Origin of the sequence: Streptomyces sp. H27-H5, from assembly GCF_026627505.1 — a bacterium.
Taxonomy (GTDB): domain Bacteria; phylum Actinomycetota; class Actinomycetes; order Streptomycetales; family Streptomycetaceae; genus Streptomyces.
In genome coordinates, this window is sequence record NZ_JAPNLK010000047.1 from 1 (window position 1) to 25,708 (window position 25,708).

Here is a 25,708-nt window from a genome sequence, read left to right on the forward strand (position 1 = left end):
CGCCAAGATGGACGACTACATGATCAAACGGAACGAGACCGCCCGCCCCTTCAAGTGGACCTACGCCGCCAGCCCCCTCCAGGAAGCCTGAACCCCCCTCCACGAACTTTCGCGGAGCAGCACTAGCATCGCTGGTGTTACATCAGTTGTGTCACACCACGCACCAGGATGCTGGGGGCTCGATGGCAGCGACAGGTACCGGGCACGGGACCGCCGAGGGGACCGGCGACGGTGGCCGGAACGGCCCGCTCGCGGGCGTGCGCGTCGTCGAGCTGGCCGGCATCGGGCCGGGGCCGTTCGCCGCGATGGTCCTCGCGGACCTCGGGGCGGACGTCGTCCGGGTGGACCGGCCCGGGGGCGGCGGTCTCGCCGTCGACCCGGCCTACGACGTCACCAACCGCAACAAGCGGTCCGTCCTGCTCGACCTGAAGTCCGCCGAGGGCCCCGCCCGCGTCCTGGACCTGGTCGAGCGGGCCGACGTGCTCATCGAGGGGTTCCGTCCCGGGGTCGCCGAGCGCCTCGGCGTCGGCCCCGACGCGTGCCTCGCCCGCAACCCGCGACTGGTCTACGGCCGGATGACCGGCTGGGGCCAGGACGGGCCGCTCGCGCACACGGCCGGGCACGACATCGCGTACATCGCCGTCACCGGTGCGCTCGGCATGATCGGGAACCCGGGCGAGCCCCCGGCCGTCCCCGCCAACCTCGTCGGGGACTACGCCGGCGGCTCCCTCTACCTGGTCATCGGGATCCTCGCCGCGCTCCGCCACGCGGGCACCCCCGACGGCACCGGGCAGGTCGTCGACGCGGCCATCGTGGACGGCACCGCCCACCTCACCTCGATGATCCACGGGATGATGGCCGCCGGCGGCTGGCAGGACCGGCGCGGGGCCAACCTGCTCGACGGCGGCTGCCCCTTCTACGGCACCTACGAGACCTCCGACGGGCAGTACATGGCCGTCGGCGCGCTGGAGCAGCAGTTCTACGACACCTTCGTCGAACTGCTCGGCATCGAGGACCGGGCCCCGGCCCGCAAGGACCTGGCCAGCTGGGGCGAACTCCGCGAGACGGTCGCCGCCCGCTTCAAGTCCCGTACCCGGCAGGAGTGGACGGCCGTCTTCGAGGGCAGCGACGCCTGCGTGGCGCCGGTCCTGTCCCTGGGCGAGGCCCCCGCGCACCCGCACCTCGCCGCCCGCGGCACCTTCACCGAAGTCGGCGGGATCACCCAGCCCGCGCCCGCACCCCGCTTCTCGGCGACCGGCACGGCCGTCACCCGCGGGCCCGCCCTGCCGGGCGCGCACACCGAGTCCGTGGCGGCGGACTGGGACCTGCCGGCCCTGCTCGGGAAGGACGCCTGATGGAACTGTCCATGATGCTCGACTACGCGGGCGACCCGCGCCGGGCCGCCGACGAGGCGGCCGCGCTGGAGTCGGCCGGACTCGACGCCGTCTGGGTCGCGGAGGCCTGGGGCTTCGACTCGGCCACGATCATGGGGTACCTGGCCGCCCGCACCGAGCGGATGAAGATCGGCTCGGCGATCCTCAACGTCTACTCGCGCACCCCCGCCCTCATCGCCCAGACCGCGGCCGGACTCGACGCGATCTCCGGCGGCCGGGCCCTGCTGGGCCTCGGCGCCTCCGGCCCGCAGGTGGTCGAGGGATGGCACGGGAAGCCGTACGACAAGCCGATCGGTCGGACCCGCGAGACCGTCGAACTGTGCCGCCGCATCTGGCGCCGCGAGACGATCGACCACCACGGGATCACCGACATGCCGCTCCCGCCCGAGAAGGGCGGCCGACACGGCAAACCACTGAAGATCCTCACCCGACCGGTCCGCGACACCGTCCCCGTCTACGTGGCCTCGCTCGGCCCCGCCAACGTGGCGATGACCGCCGAGATCGCCGACGGCTGGCTCCCCACGCTCTTCCTCCCCGAGAAGGCCGCGGACGTGTGGGGGAGCGCCCTCGCCCGGGGCGCGGCCACGCGCTCCCCGGACCTCGGTCCGCTGGAGACCGTCGCGGGCGGCCTCCTCGCCATCGGCGAGGACGCCGCCGCCGTACGCGACCTGGCGCGCCCGCAGATCGCCCTGTACGTCGGCGGGATGGGCGCACCCGGCAAGAACTTCTACAACGACCTGGCCGTCGCCTACGGGTACGAGGAGGAGGCCCGGAAGATCCAGGAGCTGTACCTCTCCGGGCGCAAGCGCGACGCCGCGGCGGCCGTGCCCGACGAGTTCTGCGAGCTGATGACGCTGTGCGGCCCCGAGGGCTACGTGCGCGAGCGCGTCGAGGCCTTCCGCGCCGCCGGGGTCACCATGCTCAACGTGACGCCCGTCGGACCCGAGCCGGCCCGGCTCATCGAGACCGTCAAGAACTGGCTGTGAGGAGTCCATCCATGAAGCGCCGGATCTTCGACGCCGACCACGAGGCGTTCCGCGACACGGTGCGCACCTTCCTGAACAAGGAGGTGCTGCCGCACTACGACGCATGGGAGAAGGACGGCATCGTCAGCCGGGAGGCCTGGCTCGCGGCCGGCCGGCAGGGCCTGCTGGGCCTCGCCGTCCCGGAGGAGTACGGCGGCGGTGGGAACACCGACTTCCGCTACGCCGCCGTGATCGCCGAGGAGTTCACCCGGGCGGGAGCCGCCGGACTCGCGATCGGCCTGCACAACGACATCATCGGCCCGTACCTGACCTCGCTGGCCACCGAGGAGCAGAAGCGCCGGTGGCTGCCGGGCTTCTGCAGTGGCGAGATCGTCACCGCCATCGCGATGACCGAACCGGGCGCCGGCTCCGACCTCCAGGGGATCCGGACCACGGCCGAGGACGCCGGCGACCACTGGGTGCTCAACGGCTCCAAGACGTTCATCTCCAACGGGATCCTCGCCGACCTCGTGATCGTGGTCGCCAAGACCACCCCCGAGGGCGGAGCGCACGGCATGTCCCTGCTGGTCGTCGAGCGGGGAGCGGAGGGCTTCGAGCGCGGCCGCAACCTCGACAAGATCGGCCAGAAGGCCCAGGACACCGCCGAACTGTTCTTCCACGACGTCCGCGTCCCGAAGGAGAACCTCCTCGGGGAACTCAACGGCGCGTTCGTCCACCTGATGACCAACCTCGCCCAGGAGCGGATGGGCATCGCGATGGCCGGCATAGCCGCCGCCGAGTACCTGCTGGAGATCACCACCGCGTACGTCAAGGAACGCGAGGCCTTCGGCCGGCCGCTCTCCAAGCTCCAGCACATCCGGTTCGAGATCGCGGAGATGGCCACCGAGTGCGCCGTCACCCGTACCTTCCTCGACCGCTGCATCACCGACCACTCCAACGGGGAACTGGACCACGTCCACGCCTCGATGGCCAAGTGGTGGGCCACCGAACTGCAGAAGCGGGTCGCCGACCGCTGCCTGCAACTGCACGGCGGCTACGGATACATGACCGAGTACCGGGTGGCACGGGCCTTCGTCGACGGCCGCATCCAGACGATCTACGGCGGCACGACCGAGATCATGAAGGAGATCATCGGCCGCTCCCTGCTGGGCTGACGCTCCTCTCCGACCGACCTCCCCGACCCACCCCTCCGGACCCTCGAAAGGCTTGACCAGTGAGCACCGAAGCGTACGTATACGACGCGATCCGCACGCCGCGCGGACGCGGCAAGGCCAATGGCTCCCTGCACGGCACCAAGCCGATCGACCTGGTCGTCGGCCTCATCCACGCCCTGCGCGAGCGCAACCCCGGCCTGGACCCGGGCACCATCGACGACATCGTCCTCGGTGTCGTAGGCCCGGTCGGCGACCAGGGATCCGACATCGCCCGCATCGCGGCCATCGCCGCCGGGCTGCCGGACACCGTCGCGGGCGTCCAGGAGAACCGCTTCTGTGCCTCGGGCCTCGAAGCCGTCAACATGGCCGCCGCCAAGGTCCGTTCCGGCTGGGAGGACCTGGTCCTCGCCGGCGGCGTGGAGTCCATGTCCCGCGTCCCGATGGCCTCCGACGGCGGCGCCTGGTTCGCCGACCCGATGACCAACTGGGACACCGGCTTCGTCCCGCAGGGCATCGGCGCCGACCTGATCGCCACCATCGAGGGCTTCTCCCGCCGCGACGTCGACGAGTACGCGGCCCTGTCCCAGGAGCGCGCCGCCGCCGCCATCAAGGACGGCCGCTTCGCCAAGTCGGTCGTGCCCGTCACCGACCGCAACGGCCTGGTCGTCCTGGACCACGACGAGTTCGTCCGCCCGGGCACCACGGCCGACACCCTCGCCAAGTTGAAGCCGTCCTTCGCGGACATCGGCGACCTCGGCGGGTTCGACGCCGTGGCCCTGCAGAAGTACCACTGGGTCGAGAAGATCGACCACGTCCACCACGCCGGCAACTCCTCCGGCATCGTCGACGGCGCCTCCCTCGTCGCCATCGGCTCCCGCGAGGCCGGCGAGCGCAACGGACTCGCGCCCCGCGCCCGGATCGTCTCCGCGGCGGTGTCCGGCTCCGAGCCCACCATCATGCTCACCGGTCCCGCCCCGGCCACCCGCAAGGCCCTCGCCAAGGCCGGCCTGAGCATCGACGACATCGACCTCATCGAGATCAACGAGGCCTTCGCCGGCGTCGTGCTGCGCTTCGTCAAGGACATGGGCGTCTCCCTCGACAAGGTCAACGTCAACGGCGGCGCGATCGCGCTCGGCCACCCGCTGGGCGCCACCGGCGCGATGATCCTCGGCACGATCGTCGACGAGCTGGAGCGCCAGGACAAGCGCTACGGCCTCGTCACCCTCTGCGTGGGCGGCGGCATGGGCGTCGCCACCATCGTCGAACGCCTCTGAACCGTCCCTGTATCCCAGACCCCGCCCCTGACACGGCCGACACGGAAGTAGCGAACATGAGCGAGTCCACCACGATCCGCTGGGAACAGGACGAGACCGGCGTCGTCACCCTCGTCCTCGACGACCCGGACCAGTCCGCCAACACGATGAACCAGGCCTTCAAGGACTCCATCGCGGCCATCGCCGACCGCGCCGAGGCCGAGAAGGACTCCATCCGCGGCATCGTCTTCACCTCCGCCAAGAAGACCTTCTTCGCCGGCGGCGACCTCAAGGACATGATCCGGCTCCGCCCCGAGGACGCCGGACTGGCCTTCGACACCGGCACCGAGATCAAGCGCTCGCTGCGCCGCATCGAGACCCTCGGCAAGCCCGTCGTGGCCGCCATCAACGGCGCGGCCCTGGGCGGCGGTTACGAGATCTGTCTGGCCTCCCACCACCGGATCGCACTCGACGCCCCCGGCTCCAAGATCGGCCTGCCCGAGGTCACCCTCGGCCTGCTTCCCGCCGGCGGCGGCGTCACCCGCACCGTGCGGCTGATGGGCATCGCCGACGCGCTCCTCAAGGTGCTGCTCCAGGGCACCCAGTACAACCCGCGGCGCGCCCTGGAGAACGGTCTCGTCCACGAACTGGCCGCCACGCCCGAGGAGATGCTCGCCAAGGCGCGCGCGTTCATCGACGCGAACCCCGAGTCGAAGCAGCCCTGGGACGTACCCGGTTACAAGATCCCGGGCGGCACGCCGTCCAACCCGCGCTTCGCCGCCAACCTCCCGGCGTTCCCCGCGAACCTCAAGAAGCAGCTGGGCGGCGCCCCCTACCCGGCGCCGCGCAACATCCTGGCCTGCGCCGTCGAGGGCTCCCAGGTCGACTTCGACACCGCGCTGACCATCGAGGCCCGCTACTTCACCGAGCTGGTCACCGGACAGACCGCCAAGAACATGATCCAGGCGTTCTTCTTCGACCTCCAGGCCGTCAACGCGGGCCGCAGCCGCCCGCAGGGCATCGGGCCGCGCACGGTCCGCAAGGTCGCCGTCCTCGGAGCCGGGATGATGGGCGCGGGCATCGCCTACTCCTGCGCCCGCGCGGGCATCGACGTGGTCCTCAAGGACGTCACCGTCGAGGCCGCCGCCAAGGGCAAGGAGTACTCGCGCACGCTGCTGGACAAGGCGGTCTCCCGGGGCCGGACCACCGAGGACCAGCGCGCCGAGCTGCTGGCCCGGATCACCCCGACCGGCGACGCCGCCGACCTCGCCGGCTGTGACGCCGTGATCGAGGCCGTCTTCGAGGACACCTCCCTCAAGCACAAGGTGTTCCAGGAGATCCAGGACGTCGTCGAGCCCGACGCGCTGCTCTGCTCCAACACCTCCACCCTGCCCATCACGGGCCTGGCGGAAGGGGTCTCGCGCCCCGACGACTTCATCGGCCTGCACTTCTTCTCGCCCGTCGACAAGATGCCGCTGGTCGAGATCATCAAGGGCGAGCGCACCGGAGACGAGGCCATCGCCCGCGCCTTCGACCTGGTCCGCCAGATCAACAAGACCCCGATCGTGGTCAACGACTCGCGCGGCTTCTTCACCTCGCGCGTCATCGGCCAGTTCATCAACGAGGGCGTGGCGATGGTCGGCGAGGGCATCGAGCCCGCCTCCGTCGAACAGGCCGCCGCCCAGGCCGGTTATCCGGCCAAGGTGCTCTCCCTCATGGACGAGCTGACCCTGACCCTGCCCCGCAAGATCCGCAACGAGACCCGCAAGGCCTTCGAGGCCGAGGGCCGCGCCTGGGCCGAGCACCCGGCGGACACGGTCATCGACCGTATGGTCGACGAGTTCGACCGCCCCGGGCGCAGCGGTGGCGGCGGCTTCTACGAGTACGACGAGGCGGGCAAGCGGGCCCGGATCTGGCCCGGCCTGCGCGAGCACTTCACCAAGCCCGGCGCCGAGATCCCCTTCGAGGACATGAAGGAGCGGATGCTCTTCTCCGAGGCGCTGGACACCGTCCGCTGCCTCGACGAGGGCGTGCTGACCTCGATCGCCGACGCCAACATCGGCTCCATCATGGGCATCGGATTCCCGGCCTGGACCGGCGGCGTGATCCAGTACGTCAACGGCTACGAGGGCGGGCTGCCGGGCTTCGTCGCCCGCGCGCGGGAACTCGCCGAGAAGTACGGCGAGCGCTTCACCCCGCCGGCGTCGCTGGTGGCGAAGGCCGAGCGCGGCGAGACGTACGCCGACTGATCGGCCGCCGACTGATCGGCCGCCGCGCGGCCGCGGGGCGACACCCCGGGGCCGCGCGGCGCGTTGCCCGCGTCAGGCGTCCTCGGGTGCGGGGGAGTCCAGCGAGGCGAACACGCCCCGGTGCGCGGCGCCGTCCGGCGCGGTCCACCCCGCGGTGACCCCGCCGGTGGCCTCGGCCGGTCCGGCGTCCGGGGCCAGTGGTGTCAGGACCCGTGCGACGGCGAGCCGGGTCCGCCCGGGGCCCGCCACCCGTACCCGCGTGCCCCGCGCGGAGTCGGACACCTCGGGTCGCTCCGCCGGGAGCAGCGCCGGCAGCGCCGGGCCGTCGAACCGGGCGGTGACGGACGGGTCGGGAGCGTTGGACTCGCTCTGCCGCTGTGGCACCGCGCGGCCCTGGAACAGCGCCAGCAACGCGGCGACGAGCACCGGGTCGTGGGCCCCGTCGTACACCCAACGGGTCCCGAGCACGCCGTGCTCGGAGGTGCCGATCAGGCCCGCGTCGGCGCCGTCGAGCGGCGCTCCCCGGTAGGTGAGGGGCACGTGGTACGCGATCGGGCGCTCGCCCGAGTCGTCGGTGACCACCATGAACTCGATGCCCACCTCGCCCGCCGGATCGTCGAGCCGGAAACCGCCGGCCCGTGCCAGCTCGGGTGCGGCGCCGGTGGGGAGGTACCACGGGCGGTCCGGCAGCCAGGCACCCAGGAGCTCCAGCTTGCCGGGGCTCATCGTGGTCTTGTGGATGATCGCCATGCGTTCGAACCTACCCCTCCGGTACGAACGCCGCCCGAAGTTCTTGCTTCAGTGAGCGTTGGAAAGCTGTCACCAGCGCCTGGACGACCATGGGTTGCATGTGCGCGGACAGCGCCTTCATGGACTCCACCCGCTCCGGATCGCTCTCGCCCTCGGTGAACGGACCCCACACCTCGTCGCGGAACAGCGCCGTCAACTCGTGCGCCGCGGTCCGCGCGTGCTCCAGCAGCACGGTGCGGGCGGCCAGGATCGTCTCGTACGCGATCGGCACGTCCAGCAGGGCCACCCCGAGCCGCAGCAGCCCCACGTCCACCCGGAAGCCCGCCGCGGTCGGCGCCAGCACGTTCATCGCGGTCAATCGGCGCAGGTCGGTGTCCGTGAGCGGCCGTCCGGCCCGCTTCTCCAACTCCTCCCGCGAGGACTCCAGCGGCGCGTCGGGCGCCCAGGTGGCCACCAAGGCCCGGTGGATCGCGAGGTCGTCGGCGCTGAGGTCGTCCGGCAGCGCGTCCAGGTACCGCTCGATGGCCGACAGGGTCATGCCCTGGTGCTGCAACTCCTCGATCAGGGCCAACCGGGACAGGTGTTCCGGCCCGTAGTGGCCCACCCGACGGGGGCCGATCACGGGAGGGGGCAAAAGCCCGCGCGTGCTGTAGAAACGTACGGTGCGGACGGTCACACCCGCCCGGGCGGCCAGCTCGTCGACGGTGAGCGTGGGTTCCGGTGCCTGGGTGGTCATGGTCGCCGCCTCGCTCTCTGATCAGCACAGCCTGTTTGGCACGACCCGTTCATGCACAGCCTGCTTTCGGCACAGCCCTTTCGGTACCGAGGTTCAACAGTATTGCTGTCGCACCAACGATGTGAAACGGCCAGGAGCTGCCCATGACCACGAACCTGCGACTGCCCGGACGACCCGAGGAACTCACCCTCCCCACCCTGCTGGCCCGCAACGCGGCCGAGCACGGCGACCTGCCCGCCCTCTCGTGGCGCGAGGGCCCCGGTTGGAAGACCCTCGACTGGAGCGAGGTCCGCCGCGAGGTCGCCGTCCTCGCCGCCGGCTACGCCGCCCTGGGCGTCGGGCGCGGCGAACACGTCCTGCTCATGATGGGCAACCGCCCCGAGCACTGGCTCACCGACCTGGCACTCGTCCACCTCGGCGCGGTCCCCGTCACCGTGTACGGGACCTCCGCGCCCCAACAGATCGCCCACATAGCCCGCCACAGTCGGGCGCGGGTCGCCGTCGTCGAGGGCGCCCGCGAACTCGCCCGCTGGGAACCCCTGCTCGCCGACGGCGCCGTCCCCCTGGAGCGGCTCGTCGTCGTCGAGGCCGCGGACGCCGGCCCCCACCACACCTACGCCTCCCTGTACGCGGGCGGCGCCCGGCTGCACCGCGCCGACGCCTTCGAGAAGGCCTGGCAGGAGACCCGACCCGAGGACCCGCTGACCGTCGTCTACACCTCGGGCACCACCGGCGACCCCAAGGGGGTCCGGCTGACCCACCGCAACATCGTGCTCCAGGCCGTGCGCCTGGACGGCAACGTGGACCTGCCCGAGCACGCCGAGCACATCTGCTACCTGCCCTTCGCACACATCGCCGAACGGGTCCTCGGCATCTACCTCCCCCTCCTGCGCGCCGCGCACGTGCGGCTCTGCGCCGATCCCACCGCCGTCGCCGCGGCCGTGCGCGAGCTGCGGCCCGTGCAGTTCTTCGGGGTGCCCCGGGTGTGGGAGAAGCTCGCCGCATCCGTACGGGCCGTCCTCGCCCGGCTCCCCGAGGAGCAGCGCCGCGCCATCGAGGCCGCCAACGACCTGGCCCGGGAGCGCGCCGGCCACCGGGAGCGCGGCGAGGAGGTCCCGGCCGCGCTCGAAGCCTCGTACGCCGTCGCGAAGGAACGGGTCCTGGACCCGCTGCTGGGGACGGCCGGGATGGACCGGCTCGTCTGGACGGCCAGCGCCACCGCCCCGATGCCGATCGACGTCGTCCGCTTCTGGGCCGGGTGGGGCATCACCATCATGGACGCCTGGGGACTCACCGAGACCGCCGGCGTGTGCACCGTCAACCGCCCGGACAACTTCCGGCTCGGCTCCGTGGGCCGCCCGATCGACGGCCTGGAACTCAGGCTCGCCGAGGACGGCGAGATCCTCACCCGAGGCGCCACGGTCTTCGGCGGCTACCTGCGGCCCGACGGGACGGTGGAGAGCGCCGCCGACCCCGAGGGCTGGTTCCCGACGGGGGACATCGGCCGGCTCGACGAGGACGGGTTCCTCTGGCTGACCGACCGCAAGAAGGAACTGATCATCACCTCGAACGGCAAGAACGTCTCGCCGGCCCTGGTGGAGAACACCGTCAAGGAGCACCCGCTGATCGGCCAGGCCCTGGTCCACGGCGACGGCCGCTCCTACCTGGTCGCCCTGCTGGTCCTGGACCCCGAGCTGGCACCCGTCTGGGCGGCGGCCCGGGGCATCGAGGCCCCCACGCTCGCCGAGCTCGCCGAGCACCCCGTCGTCGTCGAGGAGATCGCCCGCGCGGTGACGGCGGCCAACGCCCGGCTCAACCGCACCGAGCAGATCAAGCGCTACCGGTTGCTGACGGGGGAGTGGGGCCCCGAGACCGGGGAGCTGACGCCCTCACTGAAACTGCGCCGCCGGGTGATCCGCGAGAAGTACGGGGAGCTGATCGAGGGGCTGTACGAGGCCCCGTCCGACACGCCCTGACCCGGATGGCCCTGGTCCGGTGGGCGCTCCCGCGACCGCCGGACCAGGGTGAGGGAACGTCGACACGGGTGGCCCCCGTCCGGGCTCGCCGGAGTGGGTGGAGGGGTCCACGGCTTGTCCGCCGGCGGACCGTTGTGCTTGCCCATGGTCCTTCTCCCCTCGTGGGGTGGACGGTGTCAGGATGCCCGCCCGGGCGGGCGGGGCTCAGCGGAAGCCGAGAAGGATGACGGTGAGGAGACCGGCGACGATCGCGACGGACACGACCTGCCGCAGCCGCTCCGTCACCGGATCGCGCTCGATCGCCGCACGGTGAGCCCTGCGGCGAGTACGCGCGCGATGCGGGCCAGGGTCCGGGCATGGTTCCAGTTCGCGTGGTCGGCGGCGCCACCCAGCGGGCCGACGTCGACGAAGTACGTCCGCCCGCGCCGCGAGTTCCTCGAAGTCCTGCATGTCGTCGAGCCGCGCGTCGCCGAGCAGCGCGCGCGGCGACACCGGCGCCGCCAACGTGGCTCCGGTGACCGAGGGCTTCGGGTCGGCGGGCTTGCTGATGCACGGCGGAGGAACCCCACTGAACGGGGTGACTCCCGAAGCCATGCGGTCGCTCCGGGCCCCGGCCCGGCCGCGCCGTGGCCCCGCCGCCACCAGGCCCGAGCTGTCGGGGGACGACCGACGCCGGTTCTTCCGGCGGATGCGGCAGACCGCCGAGGAAGCACGTCGCGATGAGTTCCTCCTGCGTCGGCAGGCTCTGTACCTCGCCGGGTACGACGACGCCTCCGACACCGCCGACTGGTTGGCCCGGCAGCAGCGCGCCGAACGGCCGGGGGACTGGCTGACGCAGTGGCTCACCGCCCGCTCCGTCGCTGCCGTCACCGCCCGCCAAGGCGACCGGGACCGCATGCGGCACTTCATCTCCACCACACTGGACGAAGACGACGCCGGCGAGTCCGCGAACCTGAACGTCCACACCCTCTGGGCTCTTCTCGCGGCACGCCCCGGACTTCTCCACACAGCGCCGGCGCCCAGACGCACGCTGCGCGACCTGCTGCCCGTGCTGTTGGATGGAACGGAGCCTCGCCACGCGCGCGCCGGGAACTCGAGGGAATCCGGTACGCGATCCGCCTCGCCGAGACGTGAGAAGGAGAACCGAAGTGGCTGACGACCTGTCCGCGGTGGCACGCTTTCTGTACGAGGCGGGGACCCTGAAGCACACGGCCCGCACGGGCTGGTGGATGGCCGGCGTCAAGCAGCCCGAGAGCGTGGCCGAACACTCCTGGCGTACCTCCTTGATCGCCTCGATCATCGCGAAGCTGGAGGGCGCGGACCCCGCCCGCGCCGCGTTCCTCGCCGTCTGGCACGACACCCAGGAGACCCGCACCGGGGACGTGAACCACCTCGGCAAGAAGTACTCGACCGCAGCCGACCCGGAAGCCGTGACCGCCGACCAGACGGCGGGCATGCCCGAGCTGCTCGCCGCGACCATCCGTGAGCTGGTGGCCGAGTACGAGGCCAAGGACTCACCCGAGGCGATGTGCGCGCGCGACGCCGACAAGTTGGAGTGCATGCTCCAGGGCATCGAGTACAAGGCCCAGGGATACGAGGCCGCGCAGCGGTGGATCGACAACAGCCGCGCACGGCTGACCACGGAGACCGGGCAGCGGCTGGCCGAGGAACTCTCCGGGCAGGGCACCCTCGACTGGTTGCGGACGGCGATCGGCGAGAAGGCCTGACGCCGGCCGCGGGCGCACGGAACGCCCCCTCCCGTTCCGAAGGAGAGGGCGCCGTCTGTCGGTCGTGGAACGACGTCGTCAGCGGCCGATCGTCGGGTAGTGGTCCGACAGGTTGGTGTACGTGTACGACGTGCCCCAGCTGGAGACGGTCCAGGGCGCCGACTGCTCCTTCACCACGTTGTTCTCCCAGGCCGCCGGGCGGGCGTTGCCCTTGCGGTAGAGCACGTAGTCCAGGTCCTCGCGGGGGTCCGTCGGGTAGCGATAGTTCGCGATCGAGTTCTGCGCCGTGTCGAAGGAGTACGGGTGGCCCGTGCGCGAGTCGGCGCCGGCCAGGTTCGCGTCCGCGAGCATCGACGCGTACTCGGGGGTGTGGGAGTCGACGTTCATGTCGCCCGCGATGATGACCTGTTCGTTCGCCGGGATGTTCTTGCCGTCGAGGAACGCGTCGATGTTCTTGAACTGGCGGCTGCGCATCTGCGCCGCCTCGCCCGCGCCGCACCCCGGGTCGGTGGACTGGGCGTGGGTGCCTATCACGTGCACCTTCGCGCCGTTCACGTCCAGGACGGCGTACGCGAAGCCCTTGTTGGACCACCAGTCGGCGCCGCAGGCGTCCTTGTAGACGACCTGCTCCTTGCGGACGATCGGCCACTTGCTCAGGATGGTGACGCCCCCGTCCTCCGGGGTGGTGGCGGAGTAGGCGCCGCCCGTGGCGTCCCAGCCGCTCTTGCTCCGGCCCACTACGGGGGTCTGGTGAGGGTACCGCGCGGCCGAGTTGGCCTTCAGCGCGTCCGAGGCGCCGTTGTCGAAGGCCTCCTGGAGCACGACCACGTCGTGGCCCTGGTAGAAGGACGCCTTGGGGATCTCCGCCGCCCGGTGGTCCTGGCCCCAGTTCGGGTACAGGTTCTTGCTCATCAGGAACACGTTGTAGGTCAGAACGTCGAGCCGGGGGGTCGCGGCGCTCTCCGCGGCCGTGGCGGCCGGCGCGGTGGTGACGGCCAGCGCGCCGGCGGCGACCGCGGCGACGGCCGTGGCGACGGCGCGACGAGAGCGGGGCGAGATCTGCAGCATGGAGGTCTCCATCATTCCTGCGGGGGAAGATCGACGCCGTCATACAAGCAGCACCAGTTACCTCTGGGTAACACCCATGCAGAGACTTTCTGTCCGGGGGACGGCCGTCCGGTGCTCGCATACTTGTGTCATGAAGCAGACGGACCCCGCATACCCCGCCGGACCGACGGCCGACCGCCGCCCCGACCCCGAGCCGCCCGCGCCCGGCGGAGTGCTGTGGACCATCGCCGGCGACGTCCGCGCGCTGCTGATGCTGCCCGCCGCCTTCACGATGCAGGTCGCCCACCCCGCCATCGGCGCCGGCGTCGACCAGTACTCGGTCTTCCGCACCGATCCCTGGGGGCGGGGCGAACGCTCGCTGCGTTCGGTCCAGCTCTGGGTGTACGGGGGCGACGAGGCCGCCGCCGAGGGCCGTCGGGTGCGCCGCCTCCACAAGGAGATCCAGGGCACCGACACCCGGGGCCGGCGCTACCACTCGCTCGACCCGGCCTGCTACTCCTGGGTCCACGCCACCGGCTTCCCGGTCTACCTGTACGCCGGGCGGTACCTGCTGCGCCGCTTCACCCCCGCCCAGGAGCAGCAGCTCTACCGCGAGTGGCTCCAGGTCGGCCGGATCCTCGGCATCCACGACCGGGACATGCCGCAGACCATCGAGGAGTACTGGGTCTACTACCACCGGATGCTGGCCGAGGAGATCGAGTCCACCCCGGTCGCCCGCGAGCTGGTCGCCACCGACGTGCCCCTGCCCCGCCCCGAGGGCGGCTCGCCGGCGGTCCGGCTCCTGCTGCGCCTGACCTGGCCGGTCCTGCGGGCGGTGTTCCTGCGCTTCCGCGCCTTCGTCACCGCCGGCTACATGCCGCCCGAGGCCCGCGCGGCCGTCGGACTGGAGTGGACGCCGGCCCAGGAGCGCCGGCTCCGGCGGTTCAGCACGGCCGTACGGCTCCTCGTACCGCTGCTCCCGGAACGGCTGCGCTACCTGCCCATCGCCCGGGAGGCCCGGGCACGCCGACGCGCCGGCGCCCACTGAGGGACGCCGGCGCGAGCGGTCGAGCAGGATCTCCGGGGATCGGTCGAGCAGGACCCGGGGACAGCCGGGCCGGATCCCGGGATCCGAGGATGAGACTCAGTGGTCGTGGATCGAGTTCGTCGCGGCGATCTTCTTCCAGGACTTCGGCTCCACCGGCTTGGCGGCCGGCGCCTTGAGCGACCGGGCCGACGGGGCGGCGGCCGGCGGGGCGAAGGCCGGCTTGCCGGGGGTGTACAGCCAGGTCTCGAAGAGCTGGGCGAGGGGCTTCTTGGAGATCTTCTCCGCGTAGCGGACGAAGTCCCCGACCTTGGCGTTGCCGTAGGCGCGCTCGGTCGGCCACCCCTTGAGGATCTGGAAGAACTTCTCGTCGCCGATCTCGTTGCGCAGCGCCTGGATGGCGATCGCGCCACGGTCGTACACGGCGCCGTGGAACTGGTTCTCCGCACCCGGGTCACCCGGCTTGACCTGCCAGAACGGGTCCTCGGCGGCGCGGGAGGCGTACGTCCACTCGGCCAGCTCCTGCGCCGTGCCCTCGCCCTCCTTCTCCGACCACAGCCACTGGCTGTACCGGGCGAAGCCCTCGTTGACCCAGATGTCCTTCCAGTTGTCCACGGACACGCTGTCGCCGTACCACTGGTGCGCCAGCTCGTGGACGACCACGGAGACGTTCGAGCCGTTGGCGAACTGCTTCGGGCTGTAGAACGGCCGGGTCTGGGTCTCCAGCGCGAACCCGCTGGGAACGTTCGGGACGTAGCCGCCCAGCGCGTTGAAGGGGTACGGGCCGAAGACCCCCTCCAGCCACTCCGCGACCTCGCCGGTCCGCTCCACGCTGGCGCGCGCCGCGCCGTCGTTGTCGCCGAGGTCCTTGCTGTACGCGTTCAGGATCGGCAGGCCGCTCGCCGTCTTGTCGGTGGTGATGTCGAACTTGCCGATGGCGAGGGTGGCGAGGTAGGTGGCCTGCGGCTTGTTCGAGCGCCAGTTGTAGCGGGTCCAGCCCAGCTTCGACGTCTGTGACTGGAGCACGCCGTTGCTGATGGCCTGGGTGCCGTCCGGGACGTTGACGGAGACGTCGAAGGTGGCCTTGTCGAGCGGGTGGTCGTTGCTCGGGAACCACCAGATCGCCGAGTCGGGCTCCTGCGCCGCGACGCCGCCGTCCGGGGTGCGCTGCCACGCCGACCAGCCGTCGACCTTGAACTCCGAGGGCTTTCCGGCGTACTTGACGACGACGCTGGCCTGCTTGTTGCGCTGGAGCGGCTGGGCCGGCGTCACTTCCAGCTCCTGGGTGCCGGAGGTGGCGAACTTCGCCTTCACCCCGTTGACCCGGATCTCGCTCACCTTGAGACCGAAGTCGAGGTTGAAGCGGGACAGGTCCTGCCGGGCGGTCGCCAGGAGGGTGGCGGTGCCCTCCAGGAGGTCCGTCTTCGGCTGGTACTGCAGGCGCAGGTCGTAGTGCGAGATGTCGTACCCGCCGTTGCCGCTCGCCGGGTAGTAGGTATCGCCGATACCCGCGGCGCCCGGGACGGAACTCGCCGCGGACGCCGGGATCACCAGCAGGAGGGAGGCGGCGAGCACGCTCGGGGCGATGACTTTCCGATGCACGAAGAGCTCCAAGGGGTAGGGGAGACAGTTCCGTTCAGGGGTCTCGTCGTTCGACCGTATTCACGCGCGGTGCCCCACGTCATGTCCATGGCCCCTGCTGTCACATGATCGCCATTCGGCCGTCACAGGCCGCCGAGTGCGGCCTCCGGCGTGTCGGGCCCCGCCCGCCCGGCGGCGACCGCCCCAGCTCGGCGCGGCCCATCCCACCGGGGCGGGGCGCGCACGGCGGCGCGCGACCCCACCGGCCCGCCGCGCGAGAAAGTCCGGAAAGGGTCGGGAGCCACGGGGCGGGGGAGTGCAGGGAGGCGGGTGGGAGGGATTGGGCACCGGACGCGCCACCGACCACTTTCCGCCATACTAAGCAGTCGGTAACCTGCCGGGTATGACTCTTCCCCCACGCGCCGCCCGACACTGCTGGCATGCGGTGGTCAACCCGCTGCACGCCCTCATCTACTTCTCCCCGGACCTCGGGAAGGAGTTCGCCGCCCTCGGGGTCACCGACCGCGTCGCGGTCAACCTCGCCGGCCGCTCGGCCGCCATGGGCGCCGTCGGACCCGGCACCGTGACCGCCACGTTCTACAACTACCGCCACGACCTCGTCGCCCGGCACCTGCCCGCCGTCTGGGACACCCTCACCCCCGAGCAGGCCCTCGCCGCCCGGCTCCGCGCCGCCGACGCCACCCTGCGCCGCCTCCTCGGCACCGAGACCATCGAGTCCGCCGAACTCGCGGAGACCGCCGACCTCGCCCTGCACGCCGCCGAGGGCTGCACCCGACACGCGCGCGTCCTGTACTCCGCCCACGCCGACCTCCCCGTCCCCGAGGAACCGCACCTGCGGCTGTGGCACGCAGCGACCCTGCTGCGCGAACACCGCGGCGACGGCCACCTCGCCGCCCTGCTGCTCGCCGGCCTCGACCCCGTCGAGGCGCTGATCAGCCACACCGCCACCGGCCGCGGCATGACCCCGAAGTGGCTCAGGGCCACGCGCGGCTGGGAACCCGCCGACCTGGAAGCCGCGGCCGACCGGCTGCGCGCCCGCGACATCCTCGACGCGGACAACGAACTCACCGCACACGGCAAGGCCGTACGGGAGGCACTGGAGGCCGACACCGACCGTCTCGACGCCGCCCCGTACGAACACCTCGGCGCGACCGGCCTGGCCCGCCTGAACGAGCTCGGCGGAGCCCTCGCCGCGAAGGCGTTCGCCGCCGGCGCCTTCCCCCCGGACCTCATCGGCAAGGCCTGAGGGCGCCGCGGCGACCGGCGCCGGACACGGCTCCCGGCGTCCGTCACCGGCACCTGCCACAATTGGCAGCCTTCCGCGCAACCCACGCAGACGTACGAAGGCAGGCAGGACCGCACCGTGACGATGTCCATCGAAGGCAGGATCGCCGAGGAGCTCGGCGTACGGGAGCGGCAGGTCAAGGCCGCCGTCGAGCTGCTCGACGGCGGCTCCACCGTCCCGTTCATCGCTCGCTACCGCAAGGAGGCGACCGAGATGCTCGACGACGCCCAGTTGCGCACCCTGGAGGAGCGACTGCGGTACCTGCGCGAGCTGGAGGACCGCCGCGCGGCCATCCTCGATTCCGTGCGGGAGCAGAACAAGCTCGACGCCGAGCTGGAGGCCCGGATCAACGCGGCCGACACCAAGGCCCGGCTGGAGGACATCTACCTGCCCTTCAAGCCCAAGCGGCGCACCAAGGCGCAGATCGCCCGCGAGGCCGGCCTGGCGCCGCTCGCCGAGGGGCTGCTGGCCGACCCCTCCGTCGAACCGGCCGTCGCCGCCGCCGCGTTCGTGGACCCCGACAAGGGCGTCGCCGACCCGGCCGTCGCCCTGGAGGGCGCCCGCGCCATCCTCACCGAGACGTTCGCCGAGGACGCCGACCTCATCGGCGAGCTGCGCGAACGCATGTGGGGGCGCGGCCGGCTCGCCTCGAAGGTCCGCGAGGGCAAGGAGGAGGCGGGCGCCAAGTTCGCCGACTACTTCGACTTCGCCGAACCCCTCACCGCGCTGCCCTCGCACCGGGTCCTGGCCATGCTCCGCGGCGAGAAGGAGGACGTCCTCAGCCTCGACCTGGAGCCGGAGGAGCCGAGCGACACGCCCGGCCCCTCCACGTACGAGGGCATGGTCGCGCGCCGCTTCGGCGTGGGCGACCGGGGCCGCCCGGGCGACAAGTGGCTCGCCGACACCGTCCGCTGGGCCTGGCGCACGAAGATCCAGGTCCACCTGGGCATCGACCTGCGGACCCGCCTGCGGGCCGCCGCCGAGGACGAGGCCGTACGGGTCTTCGCCGCCAACCTGCGCGACCTGCTGCTCGCCGCGCCCGCCGGCACCCGCGCGACGCTCGGCCTGGACCCGGGCTTCCGCACCGGCGTCAAGGTGGCCGTCGTGGACGCGACCGGCAAGGTCGTGGCCACGGACGTGATCCACCCGCACGTCCCCGCCAACAAGTGGGACGACTCCCTGGCGAAGCTGGCGCGACTGGCCAAGGAGCACACGGTCGACCTGATCGCCATCGGCAACGGCACCGCCTCCCGCGAGACCGACAAGCTGGCCGGCGACCTCATCACCCGCCACCCCGAACTGGGGCTGACCAAGGTGATGGTGTCGGAGGCCGGCGCGTCCGTGTACTCCGCCTCCGCGTTCGCCTCGCAGGAACTCCCGGACATGGACGTGTCGTTGCGCGGCGCGGTCTCCATCGCCCGCCGCCTCCAGGACCCGCTGGCCGAACTCGTCAAGATCGACCCGAAGTCGATCGGCGTCGGCCAGTACCAGCACGACCTGTCCGAGGTGAAGCTCTCCCGTTCCCTCGACGCGGTGGTCGAAGACTGCGTGAACGGTGTCGGCGTCGACGTCAACACCGCCTCCGCGCCACTGCTCTCACGGGTTTCGGGCATCAGCGGCGGCCTCGCCGAGAACATCGTGGCCCACCGCGACGCCAACGGCCCCTTCCGCAACCGCAAGGGCCTCAAGGACGTGGCCCGGCTGGGCCCGAAGGCCTACGAGCAGTGCGCGGGCTTCCTGCGGATCCGCGGCGGGGACGACCCGCTGGACTCCTCCAGCGTGCACCCCGAGGCGTACCCGGTGGTCCGGGCGATGGGCAAGACGGCGGGCGGCGAGGTGGCGTCCCTGATCGGCAACGGCGCGGTCCTGCGGTCGCTGCGCCCGGAACAGTTCGTCACCGAGACCTTCGGCCTGCCGACCGTCACGGACATCCTGCGCGAGCTGGAGAAGCCCGGGCGCGACCCGCGACCCGCCTTCAAGACGGCGACCTTCAAGGAGGGCGTCGAGAAGATCGGCGACCTGGCACCCGGCATGATCCTGGAGGGCGTCGTCACCAACGTGGCCGCCTTCGGGGCGTTCATCGACATCGGCGTCCACCAGGACGGGTTGGCACACGTCTCCGCGCTGTCGAAGACCTTCGTGAAGGACCCGCGGGACGTGGTGAAGCCGGGCGACATCGTCCGCGTGAAGGTCATGGACGTGGACATCCCGCGCAAGCGGATCTCGCTCACCCTGCGCCTGGAGGACGAGGCCGGGGCCGACCGTTCCGCCGGGGCGCCCCGGGAGCGCGAGGAGCGCCGGGGCGGCGGCCGGCCCCCGCAGCAGCGGGGAGCGGCCCCACAGGGCGGCCAGGGCGGCCAGAGCCGACGGGGCCAGGGCGGCGGCCAGGCGGCCCAGGGCGGTCAGCGCCAGGGCGGCGGCCAAGGCCAGGGCCAGGGCGGTCAGGGGGGTCAGCGCCAGGGCGGCGGCCAAGGCCAGGGCCAGGGCGGTCAGGGGGGCCGGCGTCAGGGCGGCGGCGGGCAGGGATCCGGAGCGCCGGCGCCCGCCAACAGTGCGATGGCCGACGCCCTGCGCCGGGCCGGCCTCACCGGCAAGGAGGACCGTCGCGGCCGCTGACGGGGGCAGCGCGTGAGATCACGCGGAGGATGGCCGAATAGGTTCCCCACATGGGGACATACCTTGCCAAGCACTCCAACTGATCTGTAGGGATGGTGGAACGCCCGTTCGTGACGCGCGGACGGGCTTCCGCATTTCCCTCAGGGGCCGAACTCCTCGGGGCCGTCCCATGCCACAGGATGTAATGCCCATGCCCACGCACGCCTATGAACGCTGCCCGAGAAAGGGTCCGAAGAGGGAAGACATGCCCTATCGGAATCTCAGCCTGCGCAAACGGTGCGAGAACATTCTCGGCCATCTGGACCTGGCGCATCCTTTTTCACTCGACGGCCTGTGTGCCCGGATGGCGGAGCAGCGCGGCCGCCCGATCCGACTGCACCCGCTGCCCAAGGAAGCCGCCGAGTCCGGGGTCTGCGGACTGTGGGTGGGCACCGCCAGCGTCGACTACGTCTTCTACGAGGCCCAGACCACCCGCCTCCACCGCGAGCACATCGTGCTCCACGAACTGGGGCACATCCTCTTCGGGCACCACTCCCTGGAGGGCGAGGAGAGCGACGGGCAGGCCCCCGTGGTCCTGGGCCGCACCAACTACACCACGCGTCAGGAGCGGGAGGCCGAGATGCTCGCGAGCATGATCCGCATGCGGGCCGCCGGCCCCGGCCCGCGGCCCGGCACCCTCCACCGCGGCGCCCTCGCCCGGCTGGAGTCCGCCATGGGCTACGCACAGGGTGTGCGCGATGGCAGCTGAGCTGACCGCCGTCGGCGACTGGCTCGCCGTCCCCAGCGTGGTGATCCTGTGGGTCGCCGTCCTGCTGCGGGCCCCCGGCGCCCTGCGCTCCCCGCAACAGCGCGGCCTGTGGCTCGCCGTCGCCACCGCCGCCGCGGCGATGACCCTGAACCTCCCCGCCGTCGTCACCTACGCCACGAGCCGCGACCCCGACTACGCCCACACCATCGGCCTGGTGCGCAACCTCATCGGCGTCCTCTCCGCGGGAGCCGTCCTCTACTTCGTGGCCGCCGCCACCCGCGGCCGCAGGCTCCAACTCGCCGCCTGGGTCGGCACGTCGGCCTGGCTCGCCACCCTCGTCGCACTCGACGCCGCCGCGCCCGAACACGGCACCCACACCATGCCGCCGGTCGGAGACCCCGTACCGTCCCTCGCCTATTGGCTGGTGCTGATCTCCGCCCACCTCGTGGCCAACACCGTCTGCGTGTACGTCTGTCGGCGCTACAGCCGCCGGACCGAGAGCCGCGGACTGGCCCTGGGCCTGCGGCTGTTCGGCCTGGGCACCGCGCTGGCGGGCCTGTTCTGGTTCGCGTACCTCCTCAAGGCCCTGTTCGCCAACACCTGGGCCATGCCCGCCCTGCCGCTGATGATGAACCTGCACGGTCTGCTGCGCGCCGCCGCGATCCTGGTGCCGACCCTCTTCGCGCTGCGCCGCACCACCGCCGACATCGCCACCGCCTGGCGGCTGTGGCCCCTGTGGCGGGACCTGGTCCAGGCCGTGCCGCACGTGGTGCTCTCGACCTCGCGGGCCGGGCGCGTCATGGAACTGCTGTGGCCGCCCATGCCGCGCCACCTGCTCGTGTACCGCAAGGTCATCGAGACGCGCGACGCCATCCTGATCCTGGGGGAGTACGTGGCCCCCGGCATACCGGAGCTCGCCCGCAGCCACGTCGCCGGGAGCGGGATCCCCGAACAGCGGCGCACCGCAGCCGCGTTGGCGTGCGTACTCAAGGAAGCCCGACAGACCAAACTCGCGGGACTGCCCGGCCGGCAGCCGGGGGACACGGCGGTGCTGGAACTGCCGGCCGCGATCCAGACCTCCGCCGAGGCGGGCGATCTGGAGGAGGAGGCCCGCTTCCTCGTGGACGTCGCGGAGGCCTACGCCTCACCGTCGACCACCGGCTTCGCCCCCTGACCCCACCCGCCCCACCCGCACGTTCGACGACACGGAAGTGACGCTCTCTTGACCACCGTTCTGATCACCGGGGCCAACGCCGGCCTCGGCGCGGCCTTCGCGCGCGGTTTCGCCGCCAAGGGCTGCGACCTGGTGCTCGTGGCCCGCGACAAGGACAGGCTCGACGCCGTCGCCGCGGAACTCGGCCGGGAGTTCGGCGTGACCTGCGAGGTGCTGCCCGCCGACCTGCTCGACGCGGAGGAACGCGCGACGGTCGAGGACCGCCTCGCGGACCGGGACCACCCCGTGGACATCCTGGTCAACAACGCCGGCTTCGGGCTGCCCGCACCCTTCCCGTACAGCCCGATCGCGGACGAGGAACGGATGCTGGACCTCCTCGTCAAGGTCCCGCTGCGCCTCACCCATGCCCTCCTGCCCGGGCTGCGCGAGCGCCGCCGGGGCGCGGTCCTCAACGTCTCCTCCGTCGCCGGACTGCTGCCGACGGGGACGTACGGGGCGGCCAAGGCCTGGGTCACCGCGTTCAGCGAGTCCCTGCGCGTCGACATGGAGCCGTACGGGGTCCGGGTGCTGGCGGTGGTCCCGGGCTTCACCCGCACCGAGTTCCAGGAACGCGCCGGAATGGACGTCAGCGCCCTGAGCGAAGCCGTGTGGCTGGAGCCGGACGCGGTGGTCGCCAAGGCCCTGCGGGACCTGGCCCGCCGCCGGCCGGTCAGCATCACGGGCCGGCGCTACCAGGCGTACGCGCTCGCCGTACGCCACCTCCCGCGCGGTTTCGTCGCGCGGAAGATGGCCCGCGAACGGCGCGCACCCGGGCAGGGCGCCGCGCGGTGAGGCCCGCGGCCGGGTAGCCGGGCCGCGTCCGCGCGCCCGGCCCCGTCGGCGGCGGGACGGCCCTGCGGGCTACAGCTCGGTGACCCTGCCGTCCGCGACCTCCAGGCGGCGGGTCACCTGGACCGCCTCCAGCATCCGGCGGTCGTGGGTGACCAGCAGCAGGGTCCCCTCGTACGACTCCAGCGCGGCCTCCAACTGCTCGATGGCGGCGAGGTCGAGGTGGTTGGTGGGCTCGTCGAGCACCAGCAGATTCACCCCGCGACCCTGGAGCAGCGCCAGGGCCGCCCGGGTCCGCTCGCCGGGCGAGAGGGTGGCGGCCGGGCGCAGCACGTGCACCGCCTTCAGGCCGAACTTGGCGAGCAGCGTGCGGACTTCGGCGGGCTCGGTCTCCGGAACCGCCGCGCAGAAGGCCTCCAGCAGCGGCTCGTCGCCGAGGAACAGTCCGCGAGCCTGATCGACCTCGCCGACCAGGACACCCGAACCGAGCGTGGCCGAGCCGGAGTCGGGGGTGAGCCGGCCCAGCAGCAGGGCGAGCAAGGTGGACTTCCCGGCGCCGTTGGCCCCCGTGATCGCGACCCGGTCCGCCCAGTCGATCTGCAGGTGCGCCGGACCGAAGGTGAAGTCCCCCCGCCGGACGCTCGCCTCGCGCAGGGTGGCGACCACCGAGCCGGAGCGCGGCGCCGCGGCGATCTCCATCCGCAGTTCCCACTCCTTGCGGGGCTCGTCCACCACCTCCAGCCGCTCGATCGCGCGCTGCGTCTGGCGGGCCTTGGAGGCCTGCTTCTCGCTGGCCTCGCTGCGGAACTTCTTCCCGATCTTGTCGTTGTCCGTGGCCTTGCGACGGGCGTTCTTGACGCCCTTGTCCATCCAGCCGCGCTGCATCGCGGCCCGGCCCTCCAGCGCGGAGCGCTTGTCGGCGTACTCGTCGAAGTCCTCGCGGGCGTGGCTGCGGGCCCGCTCGCGCTCCTCCAGGTACGCGTCGTAACCGCCGCCGTACAGGTTGACCTGCTGCTGCGCCAGGTCGAGCTCCAGCACCTTGGTGACGGTGCGGGTGAGGAACTCGCGGTCGTGGCTGATGACCACGGTGCCCGCGCGCAGGCCCTTCACGAACCGCTCCAGCCGCTCCAGACCGTCCAGGTCCAGGTCGTTGGTGGGCTCGTCCAGCAGGAACACGTCGTAGCGGGACAGGAGCAGGGACGCCAGGCCGGCGCGGGCCGCCTGCCCGCCGGACAGCGCCGTCATCGGAAGGTCCAGGCCGATGGAGAGACCGAGGTCGTCGGCCACCTCCTGGGCCCGCTCGTCGAGGTCGGCGCCGCCGAGGTTCAGCCACCGGTCGAGGGCCTCCGCGTACGCGTCGTCCGCGCCGGGCGTGCCGTCCACGAGCCCCTGCGTGGCCGCGTCCAGCTCGGCCTGCGCGTCGGCGACACCGGTGCGGCGGGCGAGGAACTCCCGGATCGACTCACCGTCGCGACGCTCGGGCTCCTGCGGGAGGTGCCCGACGGCGGCGGTCGGCGGCGACAGCCGCAGCTCGCCCGTCTCGGGGCTGTCCAGCCCGGCGAGCAGGCGCAGCAGGGTGGACTTTCCGGCGCCGTTGACGCCGACGAGGCCGATGACGTCCCCGGGGGCGACGACGAGGTCGAGATCGGCGAACAGCGTGCGCTCACCGTGCGCGGCGGTGAGCTTCTTGGCGACGAGGGTTGCAGTCATGATCTGCCGATCCTATCGGCGCCCGCGCCCCGGCCGGCCGCTCGGTGGCCCGCCCCCGGTCAGGTGCCGAGGACTCGCAGGCCCGCCCACAGCGCGGTGACCGCCGCCACGATCGCCGTCGGGGTGGTCAGGAGGCCCAGGCGGGTGAAGTCGCCCAGGGCCACCCGGTCCCCGTGCACGTGCAGCAGGCGCCGCCACAGCAGGGTGGCCAGCGAGCCCGCGTAGGTCAGGTTCGGGCCGATGTTGACGCCGATCAGGACCGCCAGCACCGGGCCCGCCCCGCCCGGCGCGGCCAGCGGGAGCAGGGCCAGCACCGCGGGCAGGTTGTTGATCAGGTTCGCCAGCACCGCGGCCACGGCCGCGACCGCGAGTAGCGCCGGCAGGGAGTCGCCGGCCGGCAGCACCGCGGCCAGTCCGTCGCCGAGCCCGTGGTCCACCACCCCCACGACCACCACGCCCAGCGCGAGGACGAACAGACAGAACGCGGGCGCCGCGGAGACCACGACCCGCCGCGGGGTGGTCTCCCGGCGCCACAGCGCCCGTACGGCCAGGACCACCGTGCCGGCCAGCGCCGCCCAGACCGGGCTCGCCCCCGCGAAGGAGGCCACGGCGAAGCCGGCCAGGGTCAGCGCGAGCACCACCAGCGCGAAGCGGGGCATCGGCGCCTCCTCGGCCGCCTCCGGCACGTGCTCCGGCGGGGCGCTCAGGTCGGCGCGGAAGTAGCGCCGGAACACCGCGTACTCCACCCCGATGGCCACCAGCCACGGCAGGGTCATCAGCGCGGCGAACCGGGTGAAGCTGAGCCCGCTCGCCGCGAAGGCGAGCAGATTGGTCAGGTTCGACACGGGCAGCAGCAGGGACGCCGTGTTCGCGAGGTGCGCGGTGGCGAAGACGTGGGGCCGCGGCCGTGCGCCGAGCCGGGCCGCCGTCGCCAGCACCACCGGCGTCAGCAGCACCACCGTCGCGTCCAGGCTCAGCGAGGCCGTGACCACCGAGGCGATGACGAAGACCCCGCCCAGCAGGGTCACCGGCCCGCGCCCGGCCGACCGGCGGGCCACGGCCGCCCCGGCGGCCCGGAAGAGCCCCTCGTCGGCGCACAACTGGGCGAGGGCCAGGATCACGGCGAGGAACCCGACCACGGGCAGCAGTTCCCGGACCTGCGTCCACGCCTCGGCGGGCGGCACCACCCCGACGGCGATCAGCAGGCCGGCCGCCGGCACGGCGGCCGTGGCCTCGGGCAGGCCGCGCGGGCGGACCACGGCGAAGGCCAGCACGGCGAGCAGCAGCGCGATCGAGAGGGTTTCGGCGAGGACGGTGTTCAGGGGACTGCTCCGGACGGTTCGGCTGGTTCGGGTGGTTCAGGCGCTACGGATTCTTCGGGTGCAGCAGGTGCGTCAGGTGCTGCGGATGGTCCGGGCGGTGCGGACG

At 72.2% G+C, this 25,708-nt stretch carries 21 protein-coding genes; 14 read left to right on the forward strand and 7 right to left on the reverse strand.

All coding sequences use genetic code 11. The features are described from left to right. The first annotated feature begins 182 nt into the window (after positions 1-182). From OTB19_RS23050 to OTB19_RS23070, 5 genes are read left to right on the forward strand one after another with little or no spacing between them, the layout of a single operon-like run. A complete protein-coding gene (locus OTB19_RS23050) occupies positions 183-1,355 on the forward strand; it encodes a CaiB/BaiF CoA transferase family protein (RefSeq protein ID WP_267800255.1) in 1,173 nt (390 codons plus the stop codon). Continuing rightward, entirely contained in the window at positions 1,355-2,380 is a 1,026-nt protein-coding gene (locus OTB19_RS23055) for an LLM class F420-dependent oxidoreductase (RefSeq protein WP_267800256.1), read from the forward strand. Before OTB19_RS23050 ends, OTB19_RS23055 begins: the two co-directional genes overlap by 1 nt. 11 nt (positions 2,381-2,391) lie before the next feature. Further along, positions 2,392-3,534: an acyl-CoA dehydrogenase family protein gene (locus OTB19_RS23060; protein ID WP_267800257.1), complete on the forward strand. Its 1,143-nt coding sequence runs from the start codon at positions 2,392-2,394 to the stop codon at positions 3,532-3,534. Between the two features lie 59 nt (positions 3,535-3,593). After that, positions 3,594-4,808 (forward strand): acetyl-CoA C-acetyltransferase, encoded by a 1,215-nt coding sequence (locus OTB19_RS23065; protein ID WP_267800258.1) that lies wholly within the window; start codon positions 3,594-3,596, stop codon positions 4,806-4,808. A gap of 56 nt (positions 4,809-4,864) precedes the next feature. Further along, a complete protein-coding gene (locus tag OTB19_RS23070; protein WP_267800259.1) occupies positions 4,865-7,036 on the forward strand; it encodes a 3-hydroxyacyl-CoA dehydrogenase NAD-binding domain-containing protein in 2,172 nt (723 codons plus the stop codon). Positions 7,037-7,108: 72 nt separating this feature from the next. On the opposite strand, the gene OTB19_RS23075 is transcribed toward OTB19_RS23070, so the two are convergent. Then, complete coding sequence (locus tag OTB19_RS23075; protein ID WP_267800260.1) at positions 7,109-7,786, reverse strand: maltokinase N-terminal cap-like domain-containing protein; 678 nt, start codon at positions 7,784-7,786, stop codon at positions 7,109-7,111. 10 nt (positions 7,787-7,796) lie between these two features. Beyond that, positions 7,797-8,522 carry a MerR family transcriptional regulator gene (locus OTB19_RS23080; protein WP_267800261.1) on the reverse strand — a complete coding sequence of 242 codons (726 nt, stop codon included), beginning with the start codon at positions 8,520-8,522 and terminating at the stop codon, positions 7,797-7,799. A 143-nt stretch (positions 8,523-8,665) separates the two neighbouring features. On the opposite strand from OTB19_RS23080, the gene OTB19_RS23085 reads away from it, so the two are divergent. After that, the gene (locus OTB19_RS23085) at positions 8,666-10,498 is read left to right on the forward strand and encodes an AMP-dependent synthetase/ligase (protein ID WP_267800262.1); all 1,833 of its coding nucleotides are present in this window, start codon (positions 8,666-8,668) and stop codon (positions 10,496-10,498) included. A gap of 204 nt (positions 10,499-10,702) precedes the next feature. On the opposite strand, the gene OTB19_RS23090 is transcribed toward OTB19_RS23085, so the two are convergent. Continuing rightward, positions 10,703-11,092 (reverse strand): hypothetical protein, encoded by a 390-nt coding sequence (locus OTB19_RS23090; protein ID WP_267800313.1) that lies wholly within the window; start codon positions 11,090-11,092, stop codon positions 10,703-10,705. On the opposite strand from OTB19_RS23090, the gene OTB19_RS23095 reads away from it, so the two are divergent. Then, complete coding sequence (locus OTB19_RS23095; protein ID WP_420716891.1) at positions 11,076-11,654, forward strand: hypothetical protein; 579 nt, start codon at positions 11,076-11,078, stop codon at positions 11,652-11,654. The two genes, OTB19_RS23090 and OTB19_RS23095, sit on opposite strands and share 17 nt — an antisense overlap. Next, entirely contained in the window at positions 11,647-12,225 is a 579-nt protein-coding gene (locus tag OTB19_RS23100) for an HD domain-containing protein (RefSeq protein WP_267800263.1), read from the forward strand. The genes OTB19_RS23095 and OTB19_RS23100 overlap by 8 nt, the downstream gene beginning before the upstream one ends. Before the next feature lie 78 nt (positions 12,226-12,303). On the opposite strand, the gene sph is transcribed toward OTB19_RS23100, so the two are convergent. Beyond that, entirely contained in the window at positions 12,304-13,293 is a 990-nt protein-coding gene (sph, locus tag OTB19_RS23105) for a sphingomyelin phosphodiesterase (RefSeq protein ID WP_267800264.1), read from the reverse strand. Between the two features lie 130 nt (positions 13,294-13,423). Between sph and OTB19_RS23110 the strand changes: the two genes are divergently transcribed. After that, positions 13,424-14,320, forward strand: a complete 897-nt coding sequence (locus tag OTB19_RS23110; RefSeq protein ID WP_267800265.1) for an oxygenase MpaB family protein — start codon at positions 13,424-13,426, stop codon at positions 14,318-14,320. Positions 14,321-14,416: 96 nt separating this feature from the next. Here OTB19_RS23110 and OTB19_RS23115 read toward each other — a convergent pair whose 3' ends face one another. Beyond that, complete coding sequence (locus OTB19_RS23115) at positions 14,417-15,919, reverse strand: M1 family metallopeptidase (protein WP_267800266.1); 1,503 nt, start codon at positions 15,917-15,919, stop codon at positions 14,417-14,419. A 382-nt stretch (positions 15,920-16,301) separates the two neighbouring features. On the opposite strand from OTB19_RS23115, the gene OTB19_RS23120 reads away from it, so the two are divergent. The 5 genes from OTB19_RS23120 (at position 16,302) to OTB19_RS23140 (ending at position 22,573) form a co-directional block, all read left to right on the forward strand. Further along, positions 16,302-17,165, forward strand: coding sequence for an SCO6745 family protein (locus OTB19_RS23120; RefSeq protein WP_267800267.1), 864 nt, complete (start codon positions 16,302-16,304; stop codon positions 17,163-17,165). Positions 17,166-17,282: 117 nt separating this feature from the next. Further along, complete coding sequence (locus OTB19_RS23125; protein ID WP_324290536.1) at positions 17,283-19,820, forward strand: Tex family protein; 2,538 nt, start codon at positions 17,283-17,285, stop codon at positions 19,818-19,820. Between the two features lie 244 nt (positions 19,821-20,064). Then, entirely contained in the window at positions 20,065-20,568 is a 504-nt protein-coding gene (locus OTB19_RS23130; RefSeq protein WP_267800268.1) for a hypothetical protein, read from the forward strand. Further along, positions 20,558-21,742, forward strand: a complete 1,185-nt coding sequence (locus OTB19_RS23135) for an MAB_1171c family putative transporter (RefSeq protein ID WP_267800269.1) — start codon at positions 20,558-20,560, stop codon at positions 21,740-21,742. The genes OTB19_RS23130 and OTB19_RS23135 overlap by 11 nt, the downstream gene beginning before the upstream one ends. A 48-nt stretch (positions 21,743-21,790) precedes the next feature. Continuing rightward, the gene (locus OTB19_RS23140; protein WP_267800270.1) at positions 21,791-22,573 is read left to right on the forward strand and encodes an SDR family NAD(P)-dependent oxidoreductase; all 783 of its coding nucleotides are present in this window, start codon (positions 21,791-21,793) and stop codon (positions 22,571-22,573) included. Between the two features lie 69 nt (positions 22,574-22,642). On the opposite strand, the gene OTB19_RS23145 is transcribed toward OTB19_RS23140, so the two are convergent. Next, positions 22,643-24,280, reverse strand: a complete 1,638-nt coding sequence (locus tag OTB19_RS23145; RefSeq protein WP_267800271.1) for an ABC-F family ATP-binding cassette domain-containing protein — start codon at positions 24,278-24,280, stop codon at positions 22,643-22,645. A gap of 59 nt (positions 24,281-24,339) precedes the next feature. Further along, on the reverse strand, positions 24,340-25,602 hold the full coding sequence (locus OTB19_RS23150) for an ArsB/NhaD family transporter (protein WP_267800306.1): 1,263 nt from the start codon (positions 25,600-25,602) through the stop codon (positions 24,340-24,342). Positions 25,603-25,708: the final 106 nt, after the last annotated feature.